This window comes from Verrucosispora sp. WMMD703 (genome assembly GCF_049178935.1).
In the GTDB taxonomy this organism is placed as follows: domain Bacteria; phylum Actinomycetota; class Actinomycetes; order Mycobacteriales; family Micromonosporaceae; genus Micromonospora; species Micromonospora sediminimaris.
In genome coordinates this window covers 2,868,415-2,885,645 of sequence record NZ_JBMHMM010000004.1, presented here as the reverse complement: position 1 = coordinate 2,885,645, position 17,231 = coordinate 2,868,415, and the positions used below count along the sequence as shown (strand labels likewise).

The 17,231-nt window shown below is 69.6% G+C and carries 20 protein-coding genes and 1 pseudogene; 10 read left to right on the top strand and 11 right to left on the bottom strand.

Annotated features, from left to right (window positions below):
* Positions 1-162: 162 nt before the first annotated feature.
* Positions 163-966 (top strand): phosphohydrolase, encoded by an 804-nt coding sequence (locus ACN26Z_RS13710; protein WP_421461558.1) that lies wholly within the window; start codon positions 163-165, stop codon positions 964-966.
* Positions 967-975: 9 nt separating this feature from the next.
* Here the strand turns inward: ACN26Z_RS13710 and ACN26Z_RS13705 are convergent, their stop codons facing one another.
* Positions 976-1,524: a hypothetical protein gene (locus ACN26Z_RS13705; RefSeq protein WP_093402810.1), complete on the bottom strand. Its 549-nt coding sequence runs from the start codon at positions 1,522-1,524 to the stop codon at positions 976-978.
* Positions 1,525-1,643: 119 nt separating this feature from the next.
* Here ACN26Z_RS13705 and ACN26Z_RS13700 point away from each other — a divergent pair, with 119 nt between their 5' ends.
* On the top strand, positions 1,644-2,897 hold the full coding sequence (locus ACN26Z_RS13700) for a MalY/PatB family protein (protein ID WP_421461556.1): 1,254 nt from the start codon (positions 1,644-1,646) through the stop codon (positions 2,895-2,897).
* Between the two features lie 16 nt (positions 2,898-2,913).
* Here ACN26Z_RS13700 and ACN26Z_RS13695 read toward each other — a convergent pair whose 3' ends face one another.
* The gene (locus ACN26Z_RS13695) at positions 2,914-3,420 is read right to left on the bottom strand and encodes an SRPBCC family protein (RefSeq protein ID WP_421461555.1); all 507 of its coding nucleotides are present in this window, start codon (positions 3,418-3,420) and stop codon (positions 2,914-2,916) included.
* 16 nt (positions 3,421-3,436) lie between these two features.
* On the opposite strand from ACN26Z_RS13695, the gene ACN26Z_RS13690 reads away from it, so the two are divergent.
* Entirely contained in the window at positions 3,437-3,796 is a 360-nt protein-coding gene (locus ACN26Z_RS13690) for an ArsR/SmtB family transcription factor (RefSeq protein WP_421461553.1), read from the top strand.
* Between the two features lie 74 nt (positions 3,797-3,870).
* Entirely contained in the window at positions 3,871-4,383 is a 513-nt protein-coding gene (locus ACN26Z_RS13685) for a hypothetical protein (protein WP_421461552.1), read from the top strand.
* 26 nt (positions 4,384-4,409) lie between these two features.
* On the opposite strand, the gene ACN26Z_RS13680 is transcribed toward ACN26Z_RS13685, so the two are convergent.
* Genes ACN26Z_RS13680 through ACN26Z_RS13670 form a run of 3 tightly spaced genes read right to left on the bottom strand, consistent with a single transcriptional unit; the run spans position 4,410 to position 6,621 of the window.
* The gene (locus ACN26Z_RS13680) at positions 4,410-5,618 is read right to left on the bottom strand and encodes an MFS transporter (RefSeq protein WP_421461550.1); all 1,209 of its coding nucleotides are present in this window, start codon (positions 5,616-5,618) and stop codon (positions 4,410-4,412) included.
* A gap of 16 nt (positions 5,619-5,634) precedes the next feature.
* Positions 5,635-6,081 carry a hypothetical protein gene (locus ACN26Z_RS13675; RefSeq protein ID WP_421461548.1) on the bottom strand — a complete coding sequence of 149 codons (447 nt, stop codon included), beginning with the start codon at positions 6,079-6,081 and terminating at the stop codon, positions 5,635-5,637.
* Between the two features lie 33 nt (positions 6,082-6,114).
* On the bottom strand, positions 6,115-6,621 hold the full coding sequence (locus ACN26Z_RS13670) for a MarR family winged helix-turn-helix transcriptional regulator (protein ID WP_421461546.1): 507 nt from the start codon (positions 6,619-6,621) through the stop codon (positions 6,115-6,117).
* A 127-nt stretch (positions 6,622-6,748) separates the two neighbouring features.
* On the opposite strand from ACN26Z_RS13670, the gene ACN26Z_RS13665 reads away from it, so the two are divergent.
* Positions 6,749-7,720, top strand: a complete 972-nt coding sequence (locus ACN26Z_RS13665; protein ID WP_421461544.1) for an aldo/keto reductase — start codon at positions 6,749-6,751, stop codon at positions 7,718-7,720.
* Positions 7,721-7,784: 64 nt separating this feature from the next.
* Positions 7,785-8,876 carry a Gfo/Idh/MocA family protein gene (locus ACN26Z_RS13660; RefSeq protein WP_421461542.1) on the top strand — a complete coding sequence of 364 codons (1,092 nt, stop codon included), beginning with the start codon at positions 7,785-7,787 and terminating at the stop codon, positions 8,874-8,876.
* A gap of 9 nt (positions 8,877-8,885) precedes the next feature.
* Here ACN26Z_RS13660 and ACN26Z_RS13655 read toward each other — a convergent pair whose 3' ends face one another.
* Positions 8,886-9,275, bottom strand: coding sequence for a nuclear transport factor 2 family protein (locus tag ACN26Z_RS13655; protein WP_421461540.1), 390 nt, complete (start codon positions 9,273-9,275; stop codon positions 8,886-8,888).
* 81 nt (positions 9,276-9,356) lie between these two features.
* On the opposite strand from ACN26Z_RS13655, the gene ACN26Z_RS13650 reads away from it, so the two are divergent.
* Entirely contained in the window at positions 9,357-10,124 is a 768-nt protein-coding gene (locus ACN26Z_RS13650; RefSeq protein ID WP_421461538.1) for a helix-turn-helix domain-containing protein, read from the top strand.
* A gap of 86 nt (positions 10,125-10,210) precedes the next feature.
* Here the strand turns inward: ACN26Z_RS13650 and ACN26Z_RS13645 are convergent.
* Positions 10,211-10,869: pseudogene (locus tag ACN26Z_RS13645) on the bottom strand (class I SAM-dependent methyltransferase).
* A gap of 91 nt (positions 10,870-10,960) precedes the next feature.
* Positions 10,961-11,548: a TetR/AcrR family transcriptional regulator gene (locus ACN26Z_RS13640; RefSeq protein ID WP_421461536.1), complete on the bottom strand. Its 588-nt coding sequence runs from the start codon at positions 11,546-11,548 to the stop codon at positions 10,961-10,963.
* A gap of 155 nt (positions 11,549-11,703) precedes the next feature.
* Here ACN26Z_RS13640 and ACN26Z_RS13635 point away from each other — a divergent pair, with 155 nt between their 5' ends.
* A complete protein-coding gene (locus ACN26Z_RS13635) occupies positions 11,704-12,723 on the top strand; it encodes an aldo/keto reductase (protein WP_421461533.1) in 1,020 nt (339 codons plus the stop codon).
* 125 nt (positions 12,724-12,848) lie between these two features.
* Positions 12,849-13,694, top strand: a complete 846-nt coding sequence (locus ACN26Z_RS13630; protein WP_421461531.1) for an LLM class flavin-dependent oxidoreductase — start codon at positions 12,849-12,851, stop codon at positions 13,692-13,694.
* A gap of 86 nt (positions 13,695-13,780) precedes the next feature.
* Here the strand turns inward: ACN26Z_RS13630 and ACN26Z_RS13625 are convergent, their stop codons facing one another.
* Positions 13,781-14,899, bottom strand: coding sequence for a Gfo/Idh/MocA family protein (locus ACN26Z_RS13625; protein ID WP_421461529.1), 1,119 nt, complete (start codon positions 14,897-14,899; stop codon positions 13,781-13,783).
* Positions 14,869-15,579, bottom strand: a complete 711-nt coding sequence (locus tag ACN26Z_RS13620; protein ID WP_421461527.1) for a ThuA domain-containing protein — start codon at positions 15,577-15,579, stop codon at positions 14,869-14,871. The genes ACN26Z_RS13625 and ACN26Z_RS13620 overlap by 31 nt, the downstream gene beginning before the upstream one ends.
* A gap of 238 nt (positions 15,580-15,817) precedes the next feature.
* Between ACN26Z_RS13620 and ACN26Z_RS13615 the strand changes: the two genes are divergently transcribed.
* Positions 15,818-16,771 (top strand): LysR family transcriptional regulator, encoded by a 954-nt coding sequence (locus ACN26Z_RS13615; RefSeq protein ID WP_282238965.1) that lies wholly within the window; start codon positions 15,818-15,820, stop codon positions 16,769-16,771.
* Here the strand turns inward: ACN26Z_RS13615 and ACN26Z_RS13610 are convergent.
* Positions 16,737-17,225 (bottom strand): hypothetical protein, encoded by a 489-nt coding sequence (locus ACN26Z_RS13610; protein ID WP_421461525.1) that lies wholly within the window; start codon positions 17,223-17,225, stop codon positions 16,737-16,739. The two genes, ACN26Z_RS13615 and ACN26Z_RS13610, sit on opposite strands and share 35 nt — an antisense overlap.
* Positions 17,226-17,231 lie beyond the last annotated feature (6 nt).

Sequence of the window (17,231 nt, the reverse complement as noted above, 5' to 3'; positions counted from 1 at the left end):
CCCACAATCCGTCGCCGTCTGCTATGAGGGGTGCCGTACCTACCCGTGATCGTGGCAGTGCGGCTGTTCGATTGTCGGCGTGTTGAGCAGCCGCACTGCCACGGCCAAGCGGAGCGATTGATGAGGGCGGCGGAGGTGGGGGTGATCCGATATAAGGGACGGATGGACTTGCCGCCGTATCTGGCCACCATGCCGATGCACGCGATAACCGAGATGCACGGCGAGGCCGGGCTGCGGGAGCGGTTCCGGCTGGAGATCGAGGAGTTCGGCGACGGGGAGCGTGGCCGGCTCGACGAGGCGTTGGAGCTGGCCGGGTGGCTCCATCGCGATGATCGGCGGTCCCGGGAGCCGTACGTCAACCATCTGCTCCGGGTGGCGATCCGGATGCTGCACCACTACCAGGTACGCGACGTCGACGTGATCGTCGCCGGTCTGCTGCACGACGCGGTCGAGGACCATCCGGCCGAGCTGGCCGACGCCGGGGATCCCAGAAGCGGCGGGGAGCCCGGGAGCGGCGGGGAGCCGAACAGCGGCGGGAGGCTGGGCGTCGGTGGGGACGACGTTGGGGATCCGACCGACGCGGCGTTGGCGGTGCTGGCCGAGCGGTTCGGGGCGCGGGTGGCGCGGCTGGTCGCGGCGGTGACCAACCCGCCGTGGGAGCCCGGACGCGATCGCTACGAGCAGTACCGGGAGCATGTCGCGGCCAGTCTCGAACGGGAACCGTGGGCGCGGGTCATCAAGGTCTCCGACTTCACGGACAACGGCGTCGGGGTGATCCATTCTGTCGGCCCGAAGGTCGAGTCGTCGGCCCGCAAGTACCGCCCCCTGGTGCCGGTGTACCGCGACCTCGTCACCCGTGCCGACACGCCCCTGTCCGAGCCGGTGAAGCAACACATCCTGGGTCAGCTCGACCTGGCCGAGCAACGCTTCAGCGCCATCCTCGACCAGCCCGCCCACCCCGCCTGAGCCGGTCGGTCACCGCTCCGCGGGCGCTGCGGGTTGCGGGTCGGTTCGGAGGTTGAGCCTGCTCACCAGCAGTTCGGCCTGCGCCACCGACCCGCCGCCGACCCCGAGCCCACCACGGGCAGCATGGTAGAACGCGTCGCGTGCCTCGTTGGCCCGGTGCAGCAACATGGGCCGGTCGGCGTCGGCCTGCCCGTCGCGCGCCAGCCGCTCGACCTCCCAGACGCTGTCCCGCCAGGCCCGCGCCGCCGTCACCGTCGGCGCGTCGCCGAGCAGCAGCACGTTCTCCCAGGCCAGGGTGTGCCGGAAATCTGCCTCCGCGAGCGCGGCGAGCGCCGTGTCCCGGTCGACGTAACCGCCGGTCAGTCGGCTGGCGATGGTGTGTGTCTCCTTCAACGCCCGGGCGAACTCGACGTACGCGTCGAGCCGGCGCTCGTCCCAGCGCACCGTCTGGTTGCGTCGCCACCGCGACCGGTCTGCCAGCGAGGTGGCGACGATCGTGCCGATGGTGCCGACCAGCACGCCGAGTAGTGCCGGTAGCTGCGCAGCGAGACTGTCCATGGCCGCACAGCCTGGCAGCAGCCGGCAACCGCCGTCCATACGTCGAGACTGGATCTGTTCTGGATACGATGGTGATCTAGGCCCTTCCCAGAGGACGACCACTTCGATAGGAGCCCAGCATGGCCAGCCCGGTGGCCCGCGAGGCTCGATCGCCCGTGCCGATGGCGAATCCGCTGACTCAGCTGTCCCTGGCCGAGCTGCGACGACGTACCAGCGTCAAGTGGCGCCAGTACGCCGATGACGTGCTGCCCCTCTGGGTGGCCGAGATGGACGTGCCGTTGGCCGCGCCGGTCGCCGAGGCGCTGCACGACGCGGTCGGGCGTGGTGACACCGGATACGCCTACGGCACGGGGTACGCCGAGGCGCTCGCCGACTTCGCGGCCCGCCGGTGGGGGTGGTCCGATCTGGCGGTCGACCGCACCGCCCTGGTCCCGGACGTGATGCTCGGCATCGTCGAGGTGCTCCGACTGCTGACCGCTCCCGGCGACGCGGTGGTGGTCTGCGCACCGGTCTACCCGCCGTTCTACGCCTTCGTCAGCCATGCTGACCGGCGGGTGATCGAGGCGCCGCTCGGTGCGGACCAGCGGATTGACGTGTCGGCGCTGGGCGAGGCGTTCCGCCGGGCCCGTGCGGACGGCCGCCGAGCGGTGTTCCTGCTGTGCAACCCGCACAACCCGACGGGTGTGGTGCACCGCCGGGACGAACTCGAAGCGGTCGCCGACCTTGCCGGCCGGTACGGGGTACGGGTGGTCTCCGACGAGATCCACGCTCCGCTGGTGCTGCCCGGGGCGCGGTTCACGCCGTACCTCACGGTGCCCGGCGCCGAGGACGCGCTGGCCGTGCTGTCCGCCTCCAAGGCGTGGAACCTGGCCGGGCTGAAGTCGGCGCTGGTGGTGGCCGGCCCGCACGCGGTCGCCGACCTGCGGCGGATGCCGGAGGAGGTCGGCCACGGGCCGAGCCACCTGGGCGTCATCGCGCACACCGCCGCCTTTCGCGACGGCGGCGAGTGGCTGGACCGCCTGCTGGCCGGTCTCGACCACAACCGCGAGCTGCTGGGGGTGTTGCTGGCCCGGCATGCGCCGACTCTCCGGTACCACCGCCCCGAGGGCACCTACCTCGCCTGGTTGGGCTGCACCGCGCTCGGCATTGACACCGGCCCGGTCGGCGACGAGCCGGGCGTGGTGACCGACATCGCCGGGCCGGCACGGCTGTTCCTCGACCGTGCACGGGTCGCCCTCAGCTCCGGGCACGTCTTCGGCACCGGCGGTGCCGGCTTCGTACGCCTCAACTTCGCCACGTCGCCGGAGATCCTGACCGAGGCGGTGACCCGGATGGGACGCGCCGTCACCGAGCACCACGCGTCGCACGGCTGACCGACCCCGCGACGGGTCAGGCGAAGAAGCCTTCACGCAGGTTGATGCCGTGTTCCAGCCACGCTTTCATACAGCAGAGCATCTGGGTCCAGCCCTGGCAGTTGCCGTACGAGGCTGCCTGGCCTTCGGGGGTGGGCCGCCACCCCTGCTCGGCGATGGTGACCAGGGTCCGATCGTCACCGAGTGACTCGAACTCCATGGTGACGGTGGTGAAGTAGGAGGCACCGGCGACCGGGGCGTCGCTCGTGGGCTGGGCGCCATCGGCCGCCTCCCAACGCAGCACGATCCGCCGGTCCTGTTCCACCTCGACCACCTCGACCGGGAAGGCGCCGGGGAAGTCGGCGAAATCCCAGGTGACGGTGGCGCCGGTGACCAGCCGGCCCTTCGCGCCACCGGTGGTGAAGTACCGGGAGAGCTGGTCGGGATCGACCACCGCCTCGAACACCTCGTGCACCGGACGGCCGATCCGCCCGGCGACCTTGAATCGCAGGTCCATTGCGGTCCCCTCTCGCGTCGTCGACATGTTATAGCTTTATAACATGTCGAGTCGTCGTGGCGGGCGCGCCAACCCGGAACAGGTCGACGAGGACCGGGTTTTCAAGGCGCTGGCGTCGTCGACCCGGCGGCAGCTCCTCGACGCGCTCAAGGACCGGGCCCGGACCACCGGTGACCTCTGCGAACGGTTCCCGCACCTGGACCGCTGCACGGTCATGCAGCACCTGCGGGTGCTGGAGGCGGCCGGGCTGGTCATCGCCCAGCGCAAGGGACGCGAGCGGTGGAACCATCTCGACCCGCTACCGATCAAGCACATCCATGACCGGTGGATCGGCGACTACGCCAGCGCCGCGGTGGGCATGCTGGCCACCCTCAAGAGCGACCTCGAACGCCGTACGCCGTAGTCGCGGCAGCGGTTGGCGACGCGGAGCCGCCGGTCCCTCCGGGCAATTCGGCAACGTGCGGCAAGATGGGCACGGTGACCGTCGTACGTGGCCTTGACTTCGATGTGTCCCGGGCCCTCGGGGCCGTCACGGCGCTCCTGACCGGACCGATACCGTCCGCCGGCAGCCCCACCTCGATCGAATCCGACCCGCACACCGGCGAATGGGTGGCCACCCGCGCCGCCGGCTTCGTGCTCCTGCCGCTGTGGGAGGGACCGGATCTCACCGGCCTGCGCGACCCTGAGTGGACCGAGCAGGTGGAAGCCGGCGACCGGCACCTGGCCACACTGACTCGAGCGTTGGACGAGCAGTGGGGCCCGCACCGCGTGCGTACCGTCGATTACCTCCTGCGGAACCCACAGGCGGACCGTCCGGCGGTCTACGACGCGATATTTCGTCAGGATCTCTACGGCGACCTGCGCGGCTGGGCGCCCGACGAGGCGCCGGCCCGGCAGCTCGCTCTCGTCCTCGGGCACAGCGACGGCGACCAACCCCTCACGCTCGCCGGGCTGGTCACCGCCGGCGCGATCCCCGAACTGCCCGACTGAACAACGTCAGCGGGTCGCCTCAGCGGTCAGCCGCGACTCATGCGAGCCGTCGGCGATGGGTGTGTGGCACCGCTCGACCGGCCGCCGTTGGCGATCAATGGCTCGGCCAACAGGACGGCGAGCGCCGCGATGGCCAGCAGACCGCCGACCAGGGCCGTGCTGCGCACGCCGTACCCGGGCAGAAGGAGGGCACCGAGCAGGGATCCTCCGGCGATGCCGACGTTGAAGGCGGCGGAGTTTCCCGCCGCCGCCAGGTCGGAACGTCCCGGCGCCACTTCGAGTACCCGGTTCTGCAGCGCCGGCGTGAGCGCACCCATGGCGAACCCGGTCAGGGCCAGCAGCACTCCGGTCGCCGGTGTCGAATCGGCGAGGACGAACATCTCGAGCAGGGCGACCGCGAGCAGCAGCACCGGCATCAGCATCGCCGCGCGCTGGTTGCGGTCGCTCGCGATTCCGCCGACGCTGATGCCGGCGAAGTCCGCGAGCCCTCGGGCGAGGAGAAGAAGACCGACGGCTGCGGGAGCGAACCCGGTGACGTCGGTCAGGAACACAGCCGTGTAGGTGAACGCCGTGAACAATCCGCCCACCGACAACGCGGTGGCGAGCACCACGGTGACGTAGCGGCGGGTGTCCGGGCTGGTGCCGGTGAACGCATGGGTGGCCATCATCGGCGTCGACGGCATCAGCGTCACGATCGCCACGAACGCGGCCAGCGCCAGACCAGCCAGGGCCAGAAACGCCGCACGCCATCCGAGCTGCTGTCCGAGCCAGGTACCGGCCGGCACGCCGAGCATCGGGCCGAGGGAGGCCCCGGCGAACACGACAGCGGTGACCTTTCCACGTACCCGGAGCGGGAACATGCCTGCGGCGGCGGGCGCCACCACCGCCCAGAACAGCGCCTGGGTGAGCGCTACGACCACGCGCGCCCAGAGCAGCACCTGGTAGTCGCGGGCGGCGGCCGAGACCAGCGTGGCGATGACCAGTACGCCCAGCAGGACGGTCAGCAGGCGACGACGCGGCACCCGCTGGGTGAGGTACGTCAGCGGAACGGAGACGATCGCGACGGTGACCGCGTACCCGGTGACGAGCAGGCCGGTGTGGGACACCGACACGTTCAGATCGGCGGCGATGAGCGACAGGATCCCGATCGGCAGCGTCTCCATGGCGACGTAACAGAACGCCGAGGTCGAGAGCGCGATCAGTGCCCCGATCGCCCGTGGCGATGCGGCTGTCACCGGCTCCGGTGGCCCTTCACGACCGCGTCCGGGGGCGGTTCCGGTAGTCGGAGGCCGGTATCCCGCGCCGTGGCGTGATCGATGCGACTGCGGCCGCACCGAGGATCAGGGCCGGAATCACGAAGTAGACGCCGTCACCGAGGCCGAGAAGCAGCCCCCAGGCCAGCATCACGATCGCCGCCAGCGTCGTCGCGACACCGACCACGCGGCCCACCAGGTCTGCGCCGAGCGGCAGCAGGGCCACGACCGTCGGCACGCCCAGCAGATAACCGGTGGCGGCGCCGCTGTCCGACACGGTGGCGGGCAGCATGGCGACGGCGATTCCCAGCGTCACCCCGAGCGCGAGCAGTCGTAACGACCGGCCGAGGGCGTACGGTGTGGCGCGCCGACGGCCCAGGTAGACGAGCGCAGCCACCGCGATGGACAACGCCAGCCCTCCGCCGACGATGGCAGCGACGTTCATGACGATTCCTCCCCTTCCATATACTGCCCTCGGTCAGGACGGCGCCGCGCGGCTGATGGCGGCCTCGACCGCGGCGCCGATGCGACTCAGCGCTGCCAACTCGTGCGGCTCGAGCTGATCAATCAGGTATTCCCGGACCGCCGCAACGTGCCCCGGCGCTGCGGCGACGACCACCTCGTAGCCCGCCTCGGTCAGCACGGCGTTGGTACGCCGACCGGCGCCGGGGACCCGGGCTCGGGTTAGTAGCCCACGCTTCTCCAGCCGCTCGACGACGTGCGACAGGCGGGACAGCGACGCCGCCGTGCGGGCGGCGAGGCGGCTCATCTGCATCGTGCGCTCGGGCTCCTCGGAGAGCACCGAGAGCACCATGTACTCGAAGAAGGTCAGCTGGGACTCGCGTTGCATCCGTGCGTCCAGGGCAGCCGGCAGGCTGATCATGATCGCGGAGTTGGCCAGCCAGGCCGCCCGCTCGTCATCACTCAGCCATCGGGTTCCGGCAACTGCTCCGGCGAGCCCTTCCGCCGCCTCATTCTTGGCCATGACGTCACGATACAAAGCAACTTGTTGACGCTTCAAGTTCGTGGGTGTAGAACTTGAAGCGTCAAGTTCGGCCGGATGTGACTCCTCGGAGCACGGGCCGGCCGCCAACCTCAGGAAGGACCCCTTGATGCAGACCACAACGCTGGGCGGCCTCCAGGTCTCCCGCATCGGGCTCGGGGCCATGGGCATGTCGGCCTTCTACACCGGGGCCGGCCGGAACGAAGCCGGGTCGATCCGCACCATCCACCGCGCGCTGGACCTCGGCGTCACGCACCTGGACACCGCCGAGGCGTACGGGCCGTACGTCAACGAGGAGTTGGTTGGTCGCGCGATCAAGGGCCGCCGGGACGAGGTCGTCCTGGCCACTAAGTTCGGCCTCGTTTCCCACGCCGGCAGGCCGGGACCGGACAGCACCCCGGCCAGTATCCGAGCGGCCGTGGACGGGTCGCTGCGGCGGCTCGGAACCGATCACATCGATCTGTACTACCAGCACCGGGTCGACCGCGACACGCCCATCGAAGAGACGGTCGGAGCGTTGCGCGAGCTTGTCGCCGCTGGCAAGGTCCGTCACATCGGGCTCTCGGAGGCGTCCGAGACGACGATCCGACGGGCTCACGCGGTTCATCCGGTGGCCGCCGTCCAGACGGAGTACTCGCTGTGGACCCGCGACCCCGAGGCCGACGTACTGCCCGCATTGCGTGAGCTCGGGATCGGCTTCGTGCCCTACGCACCCCTCGGGCACGGCTTCCTCACCGGCGACATCCGCTCCCTCGACAGCCTGGACGCCACCGACTGGCGACGCACCAACCCCCGGTTCACCGGCGACAACCTCACCCGCAACCTCCGCATCGTCGACGAGGTCAACGACGTCGCCGGCCAGGTGGGTGCCACGCCCGCGCAGATCGCTCTGGCCTGGCTCCTCGCGCAGGGCGAGGGCATCGCGCCGATTCCAGGCACCAGGCGAATCGACCGGCTCGAGGAGAACTGCGCCGCCGACAACATCCGACTCACCGCCGACCAAGTCGCCCGACTGAACAACCTTTCCCCGGCGTCCGGCGATCGCCACGCCGAGCCCGACATGGCCGCCATCGACGGCTGATCAGGACATACATACCCCCAGCGGCCGCACCACGGCCGCAGGTCAACGAAGGGAACCGCACATCATGCCGAGCAAGGCGATTCGGGTGGGCATCATCGGAGCGGACACGAAGGCCAGTTGGGCCGGGGCCGCACACATCCCCGCACTCGCGGCACAACCGCAGTTCGTCCTGGCCGCCGTGGCCACCCGTCACGAGCAGAGCGCCCGCGCGGCCGCCGACGTCTTCGGCACCGAGCGCTGGTACGCCGATCCCCTGGAACTCATCCACGATCCGTCGATCGACCTGGTCACCGTGGCGGTGAAGGTCCCGGCCCACCGCGACCTCGTGCTGCCCGCCCTGGCCGCGCAGAAGGCCGTGTACTCCGAATCGCCGCTGGGCGCCACCGTCGCGCAGACGGAGGAGATGGCTGACGCGGCCGGAGGGCTGCACACCGCGATCGGCCTCCAGGGGCGGCTCAACCCCTCGGTGCGCCGTGCCACAGAGATCATCGAGTCCGGGAGACTCGGGCGGCTGCTCTCGGCGCGAGTCACCGCGACGACGTTCGGAAACGGACCCGAGTCGGTGAGCGCGTACGAGTACTTCGACAAGGCCGCATCGGGCGCCGGATTCCTGCCGATCGCGGCAGGCCACGTGCTGGACGTGGTCGAGGCGGTCCTCGGCGACATCACCGAGATCGACGCGCGTACGGAACTCCTCTGGCCGGAGGTGAAGCTTGTGGACTCCGGCGCCGTCTCCGTCCGCGAGGTGCCGGACCATCTCGACGCCATCGTCAAGACCTCGTCGGGGGCCGCCGTGGGAGTGCAGATCCTGGCTGGCGTGCCCCCGACGGACGCCGCCTTCAGCCTGGAGGTCCGCGGCTCGGACGGGTGGCTGAAGCTGACCGGCAACCATCCGGCGGGCGTTCAGGTCGGCGACCTCGCGCTGTCGTCGAGCGCCGATTTCGCCGCACCTGACCGTCCCGTCGCCACCGGCACCGGCCCGACCGCCGCAGAGATCTGGACCGGCGCGGCCATCAACGTGGGCGAGGTGTACGCCAGCCTGGCGCGCGACATCATCAACGGAACCCACCACACGCCCGGCTTCGGACACGCTGCCCACAACAGCCGCCTGATCGCCAGAGTCGAGCGGGCCGCACGAACCGGCGCCCGCCAGTAGGGCCGACGGTCAGCGCTGAGCCGGTTCCCACCACACCAGATTCGCGGCGACCTGAGCGACCGGCTCGATGATCTCCCACCCTTCGGCGATCAGCCCGTCGTCGATCCGCCAGATGTCGACGACCGCGATCTCCGACCCGGTGTCCGGAAGCCAGCGTCGCGAGTGCACCACGACGTGATCGCCGTCGGCCAGCACCTGATGGATCTCGACCCGCATATCGGCGAGCGGCACCAGCGCGGCGCGGACGGCGGCGAGCCACTCCCTCTTGGTCGATGTGATCGAACCCGGCCGGTGGTGCACGAAGTCGTCTTTCAGCAGTTGGGCGAGCGCGTCGACGTCGCCTGTCTCGATCAGCCCTGCCAGCGCCCGTTGGACGATCGTCTTGTTCTCCGTGGTCATGGACGCAGTGTTTCCCGCACCCGCGACGCCTGTCGATGACATCGGATGTCATGGCGCCTGGCTCCTCGATGAGTACGCTCCATGACCGTGTACACGGTCGGGGAACTCCTACGACAGTGGCGACATCGCCGGGGACTCAGCCAACTCGATCTCGCCATCGCCGCGGACGTCTCGGCGCGGCACGTCAGCCTGGTCGAGACGGGCAGATCCAAACCGAGCGCCGACATGATCCTCCGGCTCGCCACTCAACTCCATGTGCCGCTACGCGATCGCAATCGGCTCCTGCTCGCCGGTGGCTTCGCACCCCGCTACACCGAGCGTCCACTCGACGACGACGCACTGACGGCTGCCCACGACGCGATCCGCCGGGTGCTCCGCGCGCACGAGCCCTATCCAGCGGTGGTCTTCGACCGCCGATGGAACATCGTGATGACCAACCGCGCCGTCGAACCGTTCTTCGCACAGGTGGCTCCCGACCTGCTGCGGCCACCGGTCAACCTGGTACGGCTGGGACTGCACCCACGCGGGCTCGCCCGCCTGGTCGTCAACCTGGCCGACGTACGCGCGGTGTTCCGCACCCGGATCTCACGCCAACTCGCCACCGCGCCCGACCCTTACCTCACCGCGCTCTACGAGGAACTCCTGGCGCCCGGGCAGGACGAGACGCCAGGTCAACGGCTCGACGTCGACGTCGTGATCCCGATGATCCTCAACGTCGACGGGCGGGAACTGCGACTGTTCTCGACCATCACCACCTTCGGCACCCCGATGGACGTCACCATCGACGAGATCGCGATCGAGTCCTACTACCCGGCAGACGCGGCGAGTGCCTCCTACTTCACCGAATAACGTGCCTCCGGTCCGGCCACGGACCGCAGCGGTCCGGTCAGGGCACTGAGCCGGCACGCGGTCCCGTGCTGTTGCCGGGAGTACGGCTACGCGGTCGCCGAGTCGGTCTTGCGGACCAGCAGGTAGCCGTACGGTGGCTCGCCTTTCTCGGACGGAGTGCTGCCCTGGAAACCAACGCGAGCCCGGCGGCGGCGAAGCGGTCCGCCATCTCCCGGGCCGAAAGCCAGTAGCGATCGAAGTCGATGCCGAAGCTGGCGATGCGGCTGCCGGGACCGTTACGGTGCGCGGTGCCGTCGCCGTGCTTGAAGGCCGCCACCAGGTAGCCGCCCGGCCGCACGACCCGGGCGAGTTCGGCGAACGCGTGAGCCCGGGCCTCGGGCGGAAGGTAGATCAACGAGAACCAGCACACCACCCCGGCCATCGACGCATCTTCGAACGGCAGCTTGCGCAGGTCGGCGACCTCGTACGCGAAGCCCGGGTTGTCCCGCCGCGCCACCTCGATCATTCCCGGCGAAAGGTCCACCCCGCGCGGCGACAGACCCCGGTCGGCGAGGTACGGCAGAAGTCGCCCGGTGCCGCAACCCACATCCGCGACCTCCGGCCCCACCGCCAGGGTCAGCTCGGCGAACAGGTCGAGCATCGCCCGCTCGATCGGCATCCGCTCAAGCGCCCCAGCCACGTTCTTCGCGTACCACTCCGACAGCACGTCGTGCGCGTGTCGCAGCTCCTCGGTCCTGCCGTCCATTCCCGGTTGCCCTTTCGTCGACCGCCGTCGTGGCGGCGAATCTACCGCCGGCCCAGGACAGGCACGGAAGGCGGAGATCGCAGCCGACTGCCTAGCGGAGGCGCAGTCCTTCAGTGAGGAGTCCGACCAGGCGACGCGCGTCGTAGCGGGGGTTGTCATCCGCGCCGATACAGAGATTGCCGACGCCACGCAGCAGTTCGTAGGCATCCATGTCGGGGCGGATCTCGCCCGCTGCGGCAGCTGCGTCGAGGAGTTGGGCACACACGGGGACGAGGCGGTCGATGAAATAGGCGTGCAGAGTCTCGAAGGCAGCATCGTCGGACTGCAATGCCTCGGCAAGGCCGTGCTTGGTGACCAGGAAGTCGACGAAGAGGTCGATCCAACGCACCAGGGCGGCATGCGGTGTACTGCTGCTCGCCAGCAGTGCCGGACCGGCCTCAGCGCATGCCTCGACCTGGTGCCGGTAGACCGCGACGATGAGATCGGCCCGCGTCGGAAAGTGGCGGTAGATCGTGCCGATGCCGACGCCGGCCCTGGCGGCGATGTCGCGCACGGGCACATCGACGCCGGAGGTGACGAAGGCCGCGGCGGCGGCGTCCAGCAGTGTCTCCTCGTTACGTCGGGCGTCCGCACGCTTTCGCCTGGCTGACGCCCCTGATCCGTTGTCGGTGCTGGCCACTGCGCGTTACCTCCACCACGTCCCTTGCTATGCGGAACCTTGTTCCGTATGTTGGCTAACGGAACACGGTTCCGCTCAGTCAGCATACTGAACCGGCGAGCCAAGATCCCAGCCGCGCTTCGCAAACCACTTCACCGTCGCAAAGGAGACAAGTCATGCAGTACCGCACTTTGGGCCGCACCGGTGTGCAGGTCAGCAGCCTCGTGCTCGGCGCGATGAACTTTGGGAAGATCGGCAACACCACGCAGGAGGAAGCGACCGCCATCGTCGATGCGGCCCTCGATGCGGGGATCAACCTCATCGACACCGCTGACGTGTACAGCGGCGGCCAGTCCGAGGAGATGATCGGCAAGGCCATCGCCGGTCGCCGCGACGACGTCGTGCTGGCTACCAAGGCGAGCTTGCCGATGGGCGACGAGCGCAACCATCGGGGCAGCTCGCGCCGGTGGTTGGTCACCGCGTTGGACAACAGCCTGCGTCGCCTCGGTGCCGACCACGTGGATCTTTATCAGATCCACAGGTGGGACCCGAGCACCAGCGACGAGGAGACGCTGTCAGTGCTTACCGATCTCCAGCGGGCGGGAAAGATCCGGTACTTCGGCTCGTCGACCTTCCCCGCCTACCGAATCGTTCAGGCGCAGTGGGCCGCCCGGGAGAACCATCTGGGCCGGTATGTCACCGAACAGCCCAACTATTCGATCCTGCAGCGTGGGGTCGAGACCCACGTGCTGCCGGTGACCGAGGAGTACGGCATGGGTGTGCTCGCCTGGAGCCCACTGGCGTCGGGATGGCTGTCTGGTGCGATCCGTGCCGGCCAGGAAATCAGCACCAACCGCTCGGGCTTCATGCAGCAGCGCTACGACATCAGCATCCCCGCCAACCGCGCCAAGCTCGACGCTGTCGAGAAGCTCGCCACGGTTGCCGACGAGGCCGGCCTCAGCATGATCCAGCTCGCGCTCGGATTCGTCACCGCGCATCCCGCCGTGACCAGCGCGATCATCGGCCCTCGCACGATGGACCACCTGCATGCGCAGCTCGCCGCCGCGGACACCGTGCTCTCCGCCGACGTGCTCGACGCGATCGACGCGATCGTCGATCCCGGCGTCGACCTCGCCGCACACGAGAAGAACGACACACCGCCCGCCCTGCTCGACTCGGCGCGGCGACGTCGCTGATCGCTCTCACGTCAGGCACGCACCCGAGCAGCAGGCGTACCCCTGCTGCTCGGTGCGTCGCAGGGTGGCCCTTAAGGAAGGACGACCGACCCATGCCGCAGACACCCCTGCCTCGATTCGGGATCATGACCGCCCCGTCGCAGGTCGACTACCACGACGTCCTGCGGGTCTGGCGCGAGGCAGACACCATCCCGGAAATCGAGCACGCGTGGCTGTTCGACCACCTCATGCCGATCGGCGGCGACCCGAACGGGCCGACCTACGAAGGCTGGACACTGCTCTCGGCCCTCGCCGCACAGACCCGACGACTGCGCCTCGGCCTGCTCGTGACCAGCAACCGCATCCGCCCGCCCGCGATGCTGGCCAAGATCGCCGCGACCGTCGACATCGTCTCCGACGGACGGCTCGACTTCGGTATCGGCGCGGGTTCACGACCCAGCCACCCCCTGGCCCGGCGCGAGTACGAAGCACACGGTCTGCCGTTCCACGACACGGCATACGCGGTGGGAAGCCTCGCCGAGGCATGCACCGTCATTCGGCGTCTGTGGACCGAGACCGACCCGTTCGACTTCAACGGGACCTACCACCGGCTCACCGGAGCATTCGGCAACCCCAAACCCGTCCAGCGCCCCCACCCACCGATCCTCGTCGGCGGACGCTCGGCCGCCGTGCTGCGGGTGGCGGCCGAGCACGCCGACCTGTGGAACATCCCCGGCGGCGACATCGACGACGCCGCCCGCCGCAGCGCCCTGCTGGACCGCTACTGCACCGAGATCGGGCGCGACCCCGCCTCGATCACCCGATCGATCGTCCTGCCGGTCTCCTACGACCAGCCCGGCATCACCCAGGAGGCAGTCGGCAAAGCGATCGACGCCGGCTTCCCGCACATCGTCCTCGGACTGCCCGCGCCCTACCCCGCCAACGTCGCCCAGTGGGTTGCCGACGAACTCATCACCACGCCCGCTAAGTAACCGAGCCGCAGCACTGACCCTTCGCATCCCGGTGACGCGGCCGTTGCCGAGCGCAGGACCAGAAATTGCTCAGATCAGGGATTCCCTCAGCCCTCGGGCGCGACAGCGGAGAGCCAGTCCTCGACCGGGGTGAGCGGGACGGGTGCGGGGCGTTGGACCGCCGTGGTCAGCTCGATCCGCCGGCCCTCCGCGGCCGACCGGAGCAGGCTGGTCATGATGTCGAGTACGTGCAGCCCGACCTCGCCGCTGGCCCGTGGCGGACGCGTATCGTCGGCCCGGACCAGGTCGATCAGGCCGACCCCCCGGGCGGCGGCGACGTACCCGGCCCGCGGTTCGACTGTGCGCCATCCGGGGCCGTCGAGCGCGAGGTGGCGGACCTCGCCGTCGAAGTTGTTCGGATCGGGTACGGCGAGGGTGCCCTCCTCCCCCTGCACCTCGATCGGCACGGCCGTCGTCGCGACACCGTCGAAGGTGGTTGTGAGCGTGCTCAGGGCACCACCCTCGTGTTCCAGCACACCGCTCACGTGGGTCGGCACCTCGACCGGGATCCGCTGCCCGAGCCGGGGGCCCGAGCCGATGACCCGGCTGTCACGCAGCCGGCTGGCCGCTCCGATCACCGCCCGGACCGGCCCGAGCAGGTGGACCAGCGCGGAGATGTAGTACGGCCCCATGTCCATGAGTGGGCCGCCGCCCGGGGCGTAGTAGAAGTCGGGGTTGGGGTGCCAGCGCTCGTGTCCCGGGGTGACCATGACGGCCGATGCGGAGAACGGGCGGCCGATCAGCCCACCGTCGATCGCCGCGCGGGCGGTCTGCGTACCGGTGCCCAGAACGGTGTCCGGCGCGCATCCGACGCGGACGCCGGCCGACGCCGCCCGGTTCATGAGCGACCGGCCCTCCGGGAGCGTGACGGTGAGCGGCTTCTCGACGTAGACGTGCCGGCCGGCGTCGATCGCCGCGTTCGAGATCTCGGCGTGCGCCGCCGGGATGGTCAGGTTGAGCACCGTTTCCACGTCGGGGTGGTGGAGCAGTCGCTCGACACTGACCGCCTCGGCGCCGGGAATCGTGGCGGCGGCCGCGTCGGCCCGGGCCGGGTCCAGGTCGGCCACCGCGACGACGCGCACGGTCGGATGGTCGGCCAGCGTGTTCAGGTACGCGCGGGAGATGAACCCGAGACCTACGACGCCGACGCCGTGCGGGTCGCCCACACCATTCCCCTCTCGATGACGGTACGGACGCTCGGATGCTCCAGCACGTCGAGGCTGTGCCCCGGAGTCGTCACCACGATCCGCCCGGCGCCCCAGTGTCGGGTCCAGATCGCCGGTGAGGTGACCGGCCGGTGCCACGGGTGCCACTCCCGGGTCGGGTGGCTGGTGGTGGCCAGGACGTCGATCAGGTCGTCGTGCAGGACCCAGTACTGTTCGGTGACCAGGTCGAAGTTCTCGATCCCGGCGGTGATCGGATGCTCCCGGCCGAGGTCGGTGATGGTGACCGAGTGAGGCAGGAAGTTGTCTGCCTCTCCGCCGCTACGGTCGCACGGCTGGACGCCCGGGTGGGTCGCGAACTGGCCGCCCACCAGGTGCAGGTAATCCGACGAGGCGCGGAACGAATCGACGATGCCACCGTGCCAGCCGGTGAAACCCGTACCGGCGACGACCGCCGCAGCCAGACCCGCCACCTGCTCCGCGGTGATCTGCGACATCGTCATGCACTGCACGATGAGGTCGGTGTCGGCCAGTTCGGCGGCGTCGGTGTAAACCTCCGTCGACCCCTCCACCCGTACCGCGTATCCGCTGCGTTCGAGGAACGGGATGAACAACTCTGTCGCCTCGACCGGCCGGTGGCCCTCCCACCCGCCTCGGACCACAAGGGCTCTCCGCTGCGTCACACCCACTCCTCCCCCGGTCCCGCCTGGGCCCGCCGTGCGTCGGCCAGGGACTCGACACAGGGCCTAACCGTACCCGGGCCGCCCTCCTGGCTCAGCCCCTCACCCGAGGCGCCGAGATCCGGGCCCGCCTACCATGCGCAGGAGTAATGGTCGGTGCTGGTCCTCCGGTCGCCAGTTCCGAGCGCTGACAACGCACAGCGTACGGTCTAGGCGGAAACCACGGATATAAGCTGCATGCATGATTGACTCGTGGACCTTGCGGGTGCTCCTGGAGGTCGCCAGCCGGGGTTCGTTCTCCGCCGCAGCCGAGGCGCTGTCCATGACACAACCAGCCGTATCCCGGCAGATCAGCGGATTGGAACGGCGGGTCGGCGTGCCGTTGTTCCGTCGGCTTCCGCGCGGCGTACGGCTCACCCAGGCCGGGCAGACCGCCGTCGAGCTGGCCCGCGACATCCTGGTGCGGACCGACGCCCTGGAAGCCCGGTTGCGCGCCTTCACCAGCCTGACCGGCGGGCAGCTCAACGTGTCGGCCTTCCCGAGCGCCAACGCCCGGCTGACTCCGGAAGCCATTCGGTGCTTCGCCGAGTCCCATCCGGGCGTCGCGGTGAACCTTGTCCGACCGGACGAGGCCGGGCCGCTGGCGGCCATCAGGGACGGCCGGATCGACGTGGCTCTGCTGACCTCGTGGCAGTTGTTCGTCGACCCGGCCAGCGCGAAGTACGACCCGTCCGCGTCGCGAGTCACCGATGAAGCGCTGGACGGTCTCGACCTGGTGCCGCTCTGCGACGAACGGCTACACGTCGCCCTGCCGGCCGATCATCCGTTGGCGCAGCGCAATCGAGTGCCGTTGCGGAAACTGAAGGACGAGCGGTGGATCGAGGGCGCCTATCCGGACTGCCTCGGTCCGATCCCGCCGATCGCCGAGGCGTTGGGCGGTCCCCCGCAGATCGCCTTCTTCTGCGACGACTGGAACGGCAAGCAGGCCCTGGTCGCCGCGCGGGCCGGTGTCATGCTCGTGCCGACGCTGACCCAGGCCGCGCTGCGGCCGGACATCGTCCTACGCCCCACCGTTCCGGTCCTGCCGACCCGCCGGTTGTATGCCGCAGCGGCCGCCCCGCCGTTCCGGTCGCCGGCGGCGACCGCGATGATCGAGATCCTCACGGCAATCTGCCGGCAGCCCGTCGAGGCGTGACGACCGTCGGCGGCTTCCGGAACCAGGCGGGCGCCACCGCCAGCAACACCGCGGTGACCAGGGTCAGCACCCCGGTGCCCTGGAACAACACGTCGTCCGAGATGCGCGCATCGCCGTCAACGGGATAGAGGTCGTTGATGAGGGTCTGAGCGTCCAGCAGCCGCAGCACGACGAACAGGGCGTGATTGAACCCACCCTCGAAAAGGCCGACCGCCGCCACCCAGAAGGCGTAGACCAGGGACCAGAAGATCGGGCGAGCCCACCGCATCGTCGATCCGAGCCGATATGCCAGATACGTGACAGCGAAGACGGCGCTGAACACCCCAGCCAGGATGGTCCGCTGTGGGCTGTCGAACCGGAGCCCCCCGTACACGTGATGGATGAACGTCACCAGGAAGACCACTGTGGTCCAGGCGATGGCGGTTCCGCGCCGGTCCGCTGAAGCTCGTTGCATCAATGC

What these genes read in the sequence shown, in the direction of transcription:
- ACN26Z_RS13695 (WP_421461555.1), bottom strand. Translation starts at nt 3,420, where the DNA reads ATGTCGACGACGCGAGAGGGGACCGCAATGGACCTGCGATTCAAGGTC.
- ACN26Z_RS13665 (WP_421461544.1), top strand. Translation starts at nt 6,749, where the DNA reads ATGCAGACCACAACGCTGGGCGGCCTCCAGGTCTCCCGCATCGGGCTC.
- ACN26Z_RS13650 (WP_421461538.1), top strand. Translation starts at nt 9,357, where the DNA reads ATGACCGTGTACACGGTCGGGGAACTCCTACGACAGTGGCGACATCGC.
- ACN26Z_RS13660 (WP_421461542.1), top strand. Translation starts at nt 7,785, where the DNA reads ATGCCGAGCAAGGCGATTCGGGTGGGCATCATCGGAGCGGACACGAAG.
- ACN26Z_RS13675 (WP_421461548.1), bottom strand. Translation starts at nt 6,081, where the DNA reads ATGAACGTCGCTGCCATCGTCGGCGGAGGGCTGGCGTTGTCCATCGCG.
- ACN26Z_RS13655 (WP_421461540.1), bottom strand. Translation starts at nt 9,275, where the DNA reads ATGACCACGGAGAACAAGACGATCGTCCAACGGGCGCTGGCAGGGCTG.
- ACN26Z_RS13615 (WP_282238965.1), top strand. Translation starts at nt 15,818, where the DNA reads ATGATTGACTCGTGGACCTTGCGGGTGCTCCTGGAGGTCGCCAGCCGG.
- ACN26Z_RS13670 (WP_421461546.1), bottom strand. Translation starts at nt 6,621, where the DNA reads ATGGCCAAGAATGAGGCGGCGGAAGGGCTCGCCGGAGCAGTTGCCGGA.
- ACN26Z_RS13635 (WP_421461533.1), top strand. Translation starts at nt 11,704, where the DNA reads ATGCAGTACCGCACTTTGGGCCGCACCGGTGTGCAGGTCAGCAGCCTC.
- ACN26Z_RS13630 (WP_421461531.1), top strand. Translation starts at nt 12,849, where the DNA reads ATGACCGCCCCGTCGCAGGTCGACTACCACGACGTCCTGCGGGTCTGG.
- ACN26Z_RS13710 (WP_421461558.1), top strand. Translation starts at nt 163, where the DNA reads ATGGACTTGCCGCCGTATCTGGCCACCATGCCGATGCACGCGATAACC.
- ACN26Z_RS13700 (WP_421461556.1), top strand. Translation starts at nt 1,644, where the DNA reads ATGGCCAGCCCGGTGGCCCGCGAGGCTCGATCGCCCGTGCCGATGGCG.
- ACN26Z_RS13610 (WP_421461525.1), bottom strand. Translation starts at nt 17,225, where the DNA reads ATGCAACGAGCTTCAGCGGACCGGCGCGGAACCGCCATCGCCTGGACC.
- ACN26Z_RS13690 (WP_421461553.1), top strand. Translation starts at nt 3,437, where the DNA reads ATGTCGAGTCGTCGTGGCGGGCGCGCCAACCCGGAACAGGTCGACGAG.
- ACN26Z_RS13705 (WP_093402810.1), bottom strand. Translation starts at nt 1,524, where the DNA reads ATGGACAGTCTCGCTGCGCAGCTACCGGCACTACTCGGCGTGCTGGTC.